Genomic DNA, 11,462 nt, shown 5'->3' with positions numbered 1-11,462 from the left:
CCCGGCACCGACTCGAGCGCGCAGGCGAGCAGCGACCATCAGGCGTCGGCCAATCCGGTGCTACGCAGGTCGTTAACCTTGGACGGAATCCGCATTGGCGAGTTGGTGCTGCTGCCGGGTCCGCCACTGCACGAGGCCGCCGAGCTACGCTTTCGCCAGCACCAGAGCGCCGCGTTCCCGATCATCGCACTCGCCACCCTCAGCCTGTCGGCGCTGCTGGCCTGGTGGCTGTCGCGTTGGCTTGCGCGCCCGGTGCTGCGCTTCCGCGCGGTCACGCGGCGCTTGGCGAGCGGCGACTTTGCCGCCCGCGCGCCAGCGGCCGGAGGTGACGAACTGGCCGCACTCGGGCGCGACCTGAACGCCTTAGCCGCGACCTTGGAGCAGAACGAGCGGGCACGGCGCCGCTGGATGGCGGACATCTCCCATGAACTGCGTACGCCCGTCGGTCTGCTGCGCGCCGAGCTCGAAGCCGTGCAGGATGGCGTGCGCCCGCTCGATCCCGAGACCATCGCCCAGCTGCATGACGATACGATGCGCCTGTCACATCTGATCGACGACCTCTACCAACTCTCGCTGAGCGACCTGGGCGCGCTGAGCTATCGCAAGACCGAGACCGACCTCGCGGCGGTGCTCGAGGCCGAGATCGCGCGCTTCCGCGCCGCCTTCACGACCGCTGGGCTGGCACTGGAATGGGACAATCGGCTGCGCAAGCCGGCGCTGATCGAGGCCGACCCGCAGCGGCTCTCGCAGCTCTTTGCCAACCTGCTGCGCAATAGTCTCCAGTATACCGAGCGCGGCGGGACACTCGTGGTGCGCTTGAGCAAGGCCGACGACGGGCTGGCGATCGATTTTCAGGACAGCGCGCCCGGGGTCACTGACGCCGATCGCGCACGGCTGTTCGAGCGCTTGTATCGGGTCGAGCCCTCACGCGGGCGCACCGCCGGCGGTGCTGGGCTCGGGCTGGCGATTGCCAAGAATATCGTGGTCGCCCATCAGGGCACCATCGAAGCACGGGCCGCACCGCAGGGTGGTCTCTGGATTCGGATGCTGTTATCACACCAATGATGAGCGAGCGCATTCTGATCGTCGAGGACGAAACCCGGCTCGCCACGCTGCTGGCCGATTATCTGCGGGCCGCTGGCTTCGCGACCGAGCAGCTGGCCGATGGTCGGGACGTGATCGCGCGGGTGCGCGCCGAGCTGCCGACGCTGATGCTGCTCGACCTGATGCTGCCGGGCCGTGATGGGCTGGAGCTCTGTCGCGAGCTGCGCCGCTTCACCAGCCTACCGATCATCATGACCACTGCCCGGGTCGAGGAGATCGACCGACTGCTCGGCCTCGAGCTCGGTGCCGACGATTACATCTGCAAGCCTTACAGCCCGCGCGAAGTGGTCGCGCGGGTCAAGGCCGTGCTGCGGCGCGGACGCCAGCCGGATACCGCGACCACCACCCGGCTGCAGCTCGATGCCGACCGGCTTCGGGTGCGCCTTGGCGAGGCAAGCGTCGAGCTGACGGCGGTCGAATGCGGCCTGCTCGCGACCCTGTTATCAGCGCCTGGGCGCATCTTCAGCCGCGAGCAACTGATTGCGCGCAGCTATCGGGACCATCGGATCGTCTCGGACCGCACCATCGACAGCCATGTGAAGAAGCTGCGGCGTAAGCTGGCTGCACTCGATCCCGCACTCGAGTCGATCCACTCGGTCTATGGCGTCGGCTATCGCTACGAGGAATCCAACGCCTTGAGCAGCGGACCCGCATGCTAGGTGGTGTGGGGATTGCGCCTTGCAAGCGCATGCAAGTCAGCAGCCTGAAAGGATTGCCCTGGTAACGCCTAGCCAGCGGCCAGGTACCGAGTCTTGCGTGGTGAACCGGTAACGGGCACTGCGAAGCGTAGACAGGAAGACTGGAGTGCCAAAACTATCGAGTGGCGCCAGGTGTTGGTGCAGCGCGATGAGATTCCCCGCAACCAACCTGTCGTCATCGACTCGCTGTCGGCCCAGGCCGGTTCCCACTGCGCCTGCTGAACTCGGACATGCCCCTCCTGCAAGACGGCCTGGTAGGCTGGAAGGCCAAGGGCGGCTTCGAGGGCCATCGAGACCGCTGAGGGGGCTAGCGCGTCCTGATGGCACTTTCCTGCTTTGAGACAGCTCGCGGCTGCATCAGGATGAAGACGCGAATGGATCGACTTGATCCAAGCCCAGCGATACCTTTGGTGACATCACCCAAATGATGCAGGAGACACCCATGCCAAATCCAACACTGCTGTCCAGGCTAATGCTGATGGCGCTCCTGCTGCTCGCCAGCGTCGCGCTGGCAGCGGACCAGGACGCCAGTCTGCGCCTGCAGCCGATCAGCGACCGCATCTACGCCATCGTCGGCCCCTTTGGCAACCGCACGCCCGAAAACCTTGGCAACAATGCGACCTTCGGTTTCGTCGTCACCGACGCCGGCGTGGTGCTGATCGATCCTGGCGGCAGCGCCAAGGGCGCAGCAGCGATCGATGCGCTCATCGATCAGGTGACCGATCAGCCGGTGAAGATCGTCATCAACACGGGCGGACAGGACCACCGCTGGCTGGGAAATGCGTACTTCAAGAAACGCGGCGCGCGCATCATCGCGAGTCAGGCAGCGGTCGAGGATCAGCGCGCGCGGCTCAAAGAGCAGCTGTTCAGGCTTCAAAATCTGGTGGGTGTCGACGGTCTCGCCGGCACCGAGCCGGTCTACGCCGATGAAACCTTCGACGAGACCATGACCTTCAGCCTAGGCGACACGCGCTTCGAGCTGCGCAGGATCGGCCCGGCCCATACACCGGGCGACAGCCTCGTCTGGCTGCCGGACGAGCGCGTCGCATTCAGCGGCGACGTGGTCTATGTCGGGCGTATGCCCGGCGTGATGCCACATTCCAGCAGCGCGCATTGGATCGAGGCCTTCGAGATCCTAGCCGCAGTGGAGCCCAAGGTCATCGTGCCGGGGCACGGCCCCGCTACCGACCTCGCCCAGGCTCGCGCCGACACGCTCGACTACTTGGTCTTCCTGCGCGAGACGGTTGGCGCCTTCATGGAGGATGGCGGCGATATCACACAGATTGGCACGTTGGATCAATCTCGATTCGCGCACCTAGAAGACTATCAATCTCTTAAGGGCCGTAATGCTCAGCAGGTGTTCCAGGAGATGGAATGGGAGTAACCCAAGGGTGCCGACATCCGCACTCCAAGCAACCTGTCAGCCGAAGGATCGCCCATGAGCCCGGTGCTCTTTCCGGTCTCGGGCGTGGAGACATGGCCCTGGCTGCCGCCGCTAGCGGCGCTGATCATCGCCTTCTTCACCAGCATGGTGGGCATCTCCGGCGCCTTCCTGCTGGTGCCGTTTCAGCTCTCGGTGCTCGGGTTCGCCAGTCCAGTGGCCTCGGCAGACTGGCCGGTGCCTTTCTCGGTGCCCGAGTCCAGCCTCGGGTCCCTCAGCAGCTGCTTCGGGGCTTCCTGGCGCTGCTCCTGCTCGCTCTGGCGTTGCGCTATCTGTGGCCGGAGAGCCTAGGCGCTTGATGTCCGCCCTGTCCCATCAACGATGGGCCAGTCTCTTCAGCGTCCGGCGACATTCGCATGTCCGATCACACCGAGCAGGATGAGGTCTTGCTGCAGGCTGCCGGCCGCGGCGACATGACGGCGTTTGCCCGGCTGGTCGGGCGTCATCAAGCCTGGGCTTGGCGGGTCGCTTATCGCTTCGCCGGGAATCAGGAGGACGCCGCCGAGATTGTCCAGGAGGCCTTCTTACGCCTCCTCGACGCCTCCGGACGCTATCGGCCGAGCGCGCGGTTTCGAACCTATTTCTACCGGATTATCTCTCGCCTTTGCCTGGACCGAGCCAGGAAACACCAGCCAGTGCTGCTCGACCGGGTTCCAGACCAGCCCGATCCCGCCCCCAGCGCGGCAGAGAGGATGATGCGGCAAGAAACCGCCCTTGCGGTTCGCGCGGCCCTTGACGCACTTCCCCCCAACCAACGACTGGCCCTTGTGCTGCGCTACGAGGAAGACCTGGGCTACCAGGAGATCGCCGCCGCCTTGGGAATCACCGCCAAAGCGGCGGAACGACTGCTCGCCCGTGGCCGGGAGCGGCTGCGCCGTCTGCTCGGGTCTCGGGAAGGCTTTTTCGATGCTTGAGCGGGGGTTTTCCCAGACTCGCGCGTTTCATGATGGGTAGCGAGGTGACAGCGATGCGCTCATGCGGCAACTATCGGAAATACCTGAACGCCTATCTCGACGGTGAGCTGCCCACAGCGCTGGGCCACGCCGTGGAGCAACATCTGGCGGACTGCCCGATATGTCGTCACGAGGTGCTGGCGCTGCGCGAACTCGAGCCACTGCTGGCAGCCGACCCTATCCCTCCGATGCCAGCTGCATTAGCAAGTCGGATAAGGATCGCAGCGGCCGACCGCCAGCAAGCACTGCAAGATCGCGGGGGTCCACGAGCGGCCCTGTGGAACAGGCGCGAGCCCCTGTTGCAACCCTGGCTGCTCAGGGGGGCGACGAGCGCCACATTCGTTCTGGGCTTGGTCTTGGGCGCCTCGATGGGGTTGACTGGTGGCCAAAAGGTTGACTCTATCCAACGGATGAGCCCGAAAGACCCGCTAGAGGCTGCAAGCCAGCTATATGCCTTCGATGTACTGAGCGCCACGCCCCAAGGGTCCATTGAGGCGGCTGCGCTAACGCTCCTAGCCGAAGGAGGATGAGGATCTGTGATGTGGAATACCCTGCGCCAACCCCTGTTGGCCCTCTCCGTGGGCTTGAATCTGGCCTTTATCGCCGTGTGGTTGATCCAGTGGCTACCCGCATCAGACGTCGGCGACAGCGACCCTCGATCCGCTGGGCCGGTGAATCCGAGCGTGCCGTCGCTGCTGCATCGTGAGATCGGCGTCAGCGCGGCGCAGTGGCGCCAGATCGCACCTTTGGCTCGGGATTTTCGCGCCAGCGCACGAGATCAGCGTCGACAAATCCAGGCGCTCCGCAACCAATTGCTGGATCTGCTGGCCATGCCTGAGGTGGACGAGGCCGCGATCGCGGCCACGCAGGAGGCGATTCTCACCCACCAGCGGCAGATGCAGAACATGGTCATCGACCACTTGCTGATGCAAAAGCGACTCCTGTCTCCCGAGCAGGCGCAACGCCTCATGCGCTCGCTGCGCGAGCACAGCCGCGTTGCCGACGGCATGGCTGACGGGAAAGGTCTTGGACGGGTGCTCGATGAGCAGACCGATCCCCTGCCCAGCCCGATGCTGAATCCGTCGTCGAAACCGGGGCAGTCGGAATGAGCAACCACCGTGCCCTCTTATTGATCGCGCTGCTGATCGCCACCATTGCGGTGGCCGGGCTGCTCTCCCTCGACGGCGTTTCCCTCGATCGCGCCGCCGGGCGCGATACCGCCGAATCCACAAAGACGCAACAGCCCAACACAGGCAAGCCGCTGCCCCGAGTGCAGGTCATCACTGCGGCCACCTCCAGCATCGCGCGGACGCTGACGTTGAGCGGCTCGGTGGAGGCGCATCGCGTCGCCCGCCTGGCCTCTCCCGCCGAAGGACCGGTGATCACTGTCAAGGTTCGCGAGGCTGACCAGGTGGCAACCGATGAAATCCTGGTGTCGATCGGCAGAAAACAGGGCGCTGAGGCGTTGATCCTGTCGCATCGCGAAGCGCTGAAAAAGGAAGCGAGCAACCTGAGCCGGAGCCGGCGGCTCGTTGCCAGCCAAGCGTTGTCCGCCGAGGATCTGGACCAGGCCAGGGCCGCCTATGAGCGGGTCCACGCCGCGCTGATCCAGGCCGAGGAGACAGCCCGGGATTACGACATCAAGGCACCCTGGTCCGGCGTGGTATCCCGGGTCGAGGTCAAAGTCGGCGAGTTTGTCGCCCCCCGAACCGTGCTGCTGGAGCTCTACGATCCAGCCAGCCTGGTGATTCGCGCGGCGATTCCAGAGCGACATGCGGCGGCGGTCAGCACCGGAATGCCAGTCGAGGTGCACCTCGATGCCGTGCCCGACCGGGCCATTTCAAGCCGAATCGAGCGTCTTTATCCTTATCTGGATTCGCAGCTCCGTACTCGCACGGTGGAGATTGCCCTGCCGCCATCCGTCGATTGGCTGCCCGGCATGTTCGCGCGGCTGACCTTGTTGCTGGAAACCGCGGAAGCAGCGGTGGTCGTGCCCGTCGAGGCCCTCATCGACACCCCCGAGGGGTCGATCATCTTTGTGGTCGAGGACGGAAAAGCGCTGGTGCGAGCGGTGGAAACCGGTATCGAGGCGGACAACCGCGTGCAGATCGTTTCTGGAATCCAGGTCGGTGACAAGGTTGTCGTTGCCGGAAATGAGCGGCTGAAGGACCGCACTGAAGTCCAGATCGCGCCAGCAAACACGTCCACCAAGACCCCCGCTCAGACCCCCGCTCAGACCCCAGCTCAGATCCAGGCCGAGCCGACGGCGGAAGGCTCCAGCAGGGCCGGAGACGGCCAGTGACCCTAACCCGCTACGCCGTCCTCCGCCGGCTTGCCACCAGTGCCATCGTGGTGGCGTTGGTCGTCCTCGGGCTCTATGGCCTGTGGCGCCTGCCGTTGGACTATCTGCCCAACATCACCTACCCACTCGTCAAGGTGCAAATCAAGTGGCCCGGCGCCACACCGCAGGAAATCGAGACCGACATCGCTGATCCCCTCGAGCGCCTGATGTCGACGGTGGATCATCTGGATTCACTCGAGTCCTCGGCCATCGAGGGCATCTACAACCTGGACGTCAACTTTGACGATGGCGCGGATGTCGATGTCGCCTTCCAGGATGTCCTGGCCGCTTTGACGCGCGCCGAGCAGGATTTGCCGGACGACATCGAAGCGCCCTATGTCTACAAGGCCGACCCCTCGCAGTTGCCAGTCATGCAGCTGACCCTGAGCTCGGACCGTTGGGATCTGGTGCAGTTGCGGGACTGGGCCGACAACTGGCTGCAGGATCGCATCCTGGCTACCACGGGCGTGGCCGGGACCGAGGTGATCGGCGGACTGGAGCGCGAGATCCGCATTCAGCTGGACCCTGCCGCGCTGGAAAAGCATGGGCTTGCCCTCGATGCGGTGATCAGCGCCGTAGCCGCTGACAATGTCGAGCAGACCGGCGGCCGGGTCAGGGTCGGACCTCGGGAGATCATCGCCCGGACCCTGGGCGAGTATGCAACGCTCGACGATATCCGCCAGGTCGTGGTGGCTGGAGAGGGACATCAGAAGGTCTACTTGCGCGACATCGCCGAGGTGATCGACGGCCACGAGGACGCGCGACTGATGACTCGGTTCAATCGCCGTGACAGTGTCAAACTGTCGGTGCTGAAGGCAGCCGAGGCCAATACCGTGAAGACCGCCGAGGCGGTGGCCGCGCTGCTGAGCGAGTTGGAGCCGGAGCTGCCGCCGGGGCTGCAGCTCGGGTATGTCGAGGACCAGGCGGTCTACGTCAAGCAGGCGCTGAACGCGGTCCGCAACGCCGCGCTGGCCGCGGCCGTCCTGCTGATCCTGGTCGTCTATCTGTTCCTGGGCAGCCTGCGGCAGGTGCTGGTGATGGTCATCGCCCTGCCGCTGACCCTGATCGTCAACTTCGGCCTGATGAAGCTCGCCGGCTTCTCACTCAATCTGTTTTCCCTCGGCGGCCTGGTCGTCGCCATCGGCGTGGTGCTGGATAACTCCATCGTCGTGGTGGAGAACATCGCGCGCTGGCGGCGCGAGCGGCCCGAGCAGGACGCCGCCGAGCAGGCGATCGAGGCCACGGCCGAAGTCGGACCGGCGCTGCTGGCGGCCACGCTGTCGTTTCTTGCCCTCTTCGTGCCCTTTCTGATCGTCCCCGGGCTGACCAGCCTGCTGTTTCGGGAACTGATTCTGGTCATTGCCGGGATCGTTGTCATCAGTCTGGTGGTGGCTGTCGCGGTCACGCCCATGATCACCGCCACCCTGTTCGGCGGTCGCCGGCCGCCCCCTCAGGCGGGATGGTTCGAGCGTTTGTTCGAGCGCCTGACGCTCAGTTATGCCTGGCTGCTCGGGCGGGTGATCGACTGGCGATGGCTGGTCATGGCGCTGTTCCTGATTCTGGTGGCCGGTGCCTTGGCGCTATCGGGACGGCTCGGCGGCGAGTTCCTGCCGCTCATCGACGACGGCCGCGTCATGGTCAAGGTCAAGATGCCGACCGGAACCGCTGTCGTCGAAACCGACCGCGTGGTGCGCGGCATCGAGGCGCAGATCCAGGGCGACCCTGTGATCGAGAGCACCTTCGGCCTGGCCGGAGGACAGGTCAGGGGCTTGACCACCTACGAGATCGCCAATGAAGGACAAGTCGATATCCAACTGATCCCCAAGGCCGCGCGGGAGATCAGCACCAAGGCGTACGTCGCCCGCCTGCGCCGCGCCATCGCCAAGCAGCAACCGCCTGGCGGCAAGGTCATGGTCAAACAGATGCCGATCAAGGGTATTCACGGCCTGCATGCCTCGGATGTAATCGTGCAGGTTCGCGGGCAAGACCTGGACACCCTGGCCGAGCTTGCGAGCAAGACCCAGAAGCAGATCCGCGACCTGGATGCCTTCGAGAATGTCTTCGTCTCGGTCGATCTGAGCAAGCCCGAGTATCAGGTCCAGGTGGATCGCGTCAAAGCTGTCGCGCTCGGTGTGTCGGTGGCGGATGTCGCGACCTCCCTGCACAGGCTGATCACCGGAGCGGTCGCCACGCGCTACCGTCAGGGCAGTGAATACGACGCCATTCGCCTGATCGTGCCGGAGGCGCGCTTGACCTCCAGACAGACGATCGAGGATCTACCGCTGACTTTAGCTGCGGGCGAGGTGCTGCGCTTGCGCGACATCGCAACCGTGACGTTGGGCACCGGGCCAGTGGAGATCATCCGCGAGAATCAGATCAGGCAGGTGACCATCGAGGCGGATAGCGTCGGTCAGGATCTGGCCGGGGCCGTGCGCGAGCTGCGCCAGGCGCTGGACCGCATCGAGCGACCAGCCGGCTATCAGTTCGCGCTCAGCGGCAGTGCGGAGATGATGGCCGAGATGACGGAGACCGTCTTGGCCGTGCTGGCCTTCGCGCTGTTCTTCTCGTTCATCGTGCTGACGGTTCAGTTCAACAGCCTTAAACTGCCAGGGCTGATTCTGGGGACGGTTCCGGTCAGTCTGGCCGGGGTGGTGTATTTGCTGGCGCTGACCCAAATCCCGCTGGGCGCCACGGTCATTATCGGCGTCCTGGTCGTGGTGGCGGCGACGGTCAACGACGGCGTCTTGCTGTTGACCTATGCCAACGAGCTGGCGCAGCGGCAGGCCTGCTCACCCCAACAGGCGGTTCTCGATGCCGCCCGACTGCGGCTGCGGCCTCGGGTCATGACCACAGTGACGACCACCATCGGCTTCCTGCCGCTGGCGCTCAACCTGGGCGAAGGCGGCGACATGCTGCAACCCATGGCAGTCGCGGCCATCGGCGGCTTGGGGATGGAAATGCTGGTCGCCTTGTTCCTGATGCCCGGTCTGTATGTGATCGCAAACCGACAGCCGGCACGCGCATCAAGCGCCCACGACCGGCGTCATCACCCGGTGCAGGCTGGTTGAGCAGGCGACGGCCCCGGTTCATGAACCTCACCGACTCCCAGATACTCGAGGAGAGGGAATACAAATGACGCATGACAAGCCCGACGCCATCGTCGTCGAGGGCCTCACCAAGGGCTTCGAGACGGTCGCGGCCGTCGCGGGGATCGCGTTTCGCGTGCGCCAGGGCGAGCTGTTCGGCTTTCTCGGCCCCAACGGCGCCGGCAAGAGCACGACGATCAATCTGCTCACCGGGCTGGCGCGCCCGGATGCCGGGTCGATCCGTTTGGGTGGCATCGACTGCACGCGCCGAGCCCGCGCGGCCCAGCACCTGATCGGTGTGGTGCCGGATGAAAGCAATCTCTACCCCGAGCTCAGCGGCCGTGACAATCTCAGCTTCTGCGGCGCCCTCTATGGTCTGCCGAAGCGCGAGCGCGAGGCCCGGGCGCACGAGCTACTTGAAGCCTTCGGCCTCAGTGATGCGGCAGGACGCAAGTTCGGCGGCTACTCCAAGGGGATGAAGCGCCGGCTCACCATCGCTGCCGGCATCATCCACCGACCCCAGATCCTGTTCCTGGACGAGCCGACCACCGGCCTCGATGTAGCCAGCGCCCGCCAGTTGCGCCAGCTCATCGCCGAACTCCACCGCGCCGGCACCACCATCTTCCTGACCACCCATTACATTGAGGAGGCAGAGCGGCTGTGTGAGCGCATCGCCTTCATCGTCTCCGGCCAGATCGTGCGGATCGACTCGATCGCACAACTGCTCGAGCCGCTGCAAGACCGGCAGCGGGTGCGAATCACCAGCAGCGCTGGACTGAACGACGTGCCGGGCGGGCTGAACACGGCCTTTCCCGAGCTGGACTTCCGTTGCCCGGAGCCCGGCGTGCTCCAGGCAGAGACCGAGGCCGGCGTGGCACTGCGCGTGGGCGCCATCGTGCGCTGGCTCGAGGAACAGGGGATCGAGGTGCTCGAGGCACGCCGATTGCGCCCATCGCTGGAAGAGGTCTTCGTGCGCGTTACGGGTATCGCGACCGACGCCATGCGTCAGGAGCGCGAGCGCGCGGGAGGTGACCAATGAATCATGCCGCGATGGAAAGGGGCGGACGCAGCCGCTGGCGTCCTTGGGCAACCGCCTTCTGGGGCATCCTGCGCAAAGACATGCGCACCTACTACCTCAAGCCCCCCAACATCAGTTGGGGCCTGCTCTTTCCACTGGTCTGGACCGGCATGTTCTTCATCCGCTCCGGCGGCGTCGAGGATATCCGCTCGCTGCTGCCTGGTGTGGTGGCGATCGCCATCCTGTTCGGTACGACCTCGATGCTGGCGATCACGGTCACCTTCGAGAAAAAGGGCCGCTCCTTCGAGCGGCTGCTGCTCGCGCCGATCCCATTGGAGCTGCTGATGCTGGCCAAGACCAGCGGCGCGATCCTGTTCGGCGTCGCCAACGCCTGCGTGCCCGTCCTTCTGGCGGCCTTCCTGGTCGATCTCACGCCAGTGGCGTGGGGCTGGTTCGCAGTGGCGGTCGTTTTGATCGCGGTGGTCTCGACCTTTCTCGGGCTGTTCGTCGCCGTGGCCGTCACCGAGGTGTTCGAGGCCCAGACGCTATCGAACTTCTTTCGTTTCCCGATGATTTTTCTCTGCGGCCTGTTCTTTCCGATTGCGGATCTGCCGCTGCTGCTGCAGCCGCTCGCCTGGCTCCTGCCCCTGAGCTACGGCGCGGATGCGCTGCATGGCGCAGTGCATGGCGGCAACAGTCTGCCCCTCGCGCTCGATCTGGGCATCCTCTGCGTCTATGGCGTCGGCTTGTTTCTGTTCAGTCTGTTCAGTCTCCGACGGCGCTGGATCAGCTAAATGATAGGCGACGCATTGCGCCATGAC

At 64.9% G+C, this 11,462-nt stretch carries 11 protein-coding genes; all 11 read left to right on the top strand.

Annotated features, from left to right (window positions below; all coding sequences use genetic code 11):
- The coding region (locus ACLFQI_RS07315; protein ID WP_410758259.1) for an ATP-binding protein at positions 1-1,065 on the top strand (1,065 nt) is incomplete at its 5' end.
- Positions 1,065-1,763 (top strand): response regulator, encoded by a 699-nt coding sequence (locus ACLFQI_RS07310; protein WP_410758258.1) that lies wholly within the window; start codon positions 1,065-1,067, stop codon positions 1,761-1,763. The genes ACLFQI_RS07315 and ACLFQI_RS07310, both read left to right, overlap by 1 nt.
- Positions 1,764-2,244: 481 nt before the next feature.
- Positions 2,245-3,186, top strand: coding sequence for an MBL fold metallo-hydrolase (locus ACLFQI_RS07305; RefSeq protein ID WP_410758257.1), 942 nt, complete (start codon positions 2,245-2,247; stop codon positions 3,184-3,186).
- Positions 3,187-3,240: 54 nt separating this feature from the next.
- On the top strand, positions 3,241-3,534 hold the full coding sequence (locus ACLFQI_RS07300) for a hypothetical protein (protein ID WP_410758256.1): 294 nt from the start codon (positions 3,241-3,243) through the stop codon (positions 3,532-3,534).
- 65 nt (positions 3,535-3,599) lie between these two features.
- Positions 3,600-4,157: an RNA polymerase sigma factor gene (locus ACLFQI_RS07295; RefSeq protein WP_410758255.1), complete on the top strand. Its 558-nt coding sequence runs from the start codon at positions 3,600-3,602 to the stop codon at positions 4,155-4,157.
- 29 nt (positions 4,158-4,186) lie between these two features.
- The gene (locus ACLFQI_RS07290; protein ID WP_410758254.1) at positions 4,187-4,726 is read left to right on the top strand and encodes an anti-sigma factor family protein; all 540 of its coding nucleotides are present in this window, start codon (positions 4,187-4,189) and stop codon (positions 4,724-4,726) included.
- A 9-nt stretch (positions 4,727-4,735) separates the two neighbouring features.
- Complete coding sequence (locus ACLFQI_RS07285; protein ID WP_410758253.1) at positions 4,736-5,305, top strand: Spy/CpxP family protein refolding chaperone; 570 nt, start codon at positions 4,736-4,738, stop codon at positions 5,303-5,305.
- 20 nt (positions 5,306-5,325) lie between these two features.
- Positions 5,326-6,498, top strand: a complete 1,173-nt coding sequence (locus ACLFQI_RS07280) for an efflux RND transporter periplasmic adaptor subunit (RefSeq protein ID WP_410758252.1) — start codon at positions 5,326-5,328, stop codon at positions 6,496-6,498.
- Complete coding sequence (locus tag ACLFQI_RS07275) at positions 6,495-9,605, top strand: efflux RND transporter permease subunit (protein WP_410758251.1); 3,111 nt, start codon at positions 6,495-6,497, stop codon at positions 9,603-9,605. The genes ACLFQI_RS07280 and ACLFQI_RS07275 overlap by 4 nt, the downstream gene beginning before the upstream one ends.
- Positions 9,606-9,669: 64 nt before the next feature.
- Positions 9,670-10,662: an ABC transporter ATP-binding protein gene (locus ACLFQI_RS07270; protein WP_410758250.1), complete on the top strand. Its 993-nt coding sequence runs from the start codon at positions 9,670-9,672 to the stop codon at positions 10,660-10,662.
- Positions 10,659-11,435: an ABC transporter permease gene (locus tag ACLFQI_RS07265; protein WP_410758249.1), complete on the top strand. Its 777-nt coding sequence runs from the start codon at positions 10,659-10,661 to the stop codon at positions 11,433-11,435. Before ACLFQI_RS07270 ends, ACLFQI_RS07265 begins: the two co-directional genes overlap by 4 nt.
- The last annotated feature ends 27 nt before the right edge of the window (positions 11,436-11,462 follow it).

Origin of the sequence: Halochromatium sp. (assembly GCF_046541315.1) — a bacterium.
Lineage (GTDB): Bacteria > Pseudomonadota > Gammaproteobacteria > Chromatiales > Chromatiaceae > Lamprobacter.
The sequence above is the reverse complement of the archived record's forward strand: the minus strand, read 5'-3'. Positions and strand labels throughout refer to the sequence as shown.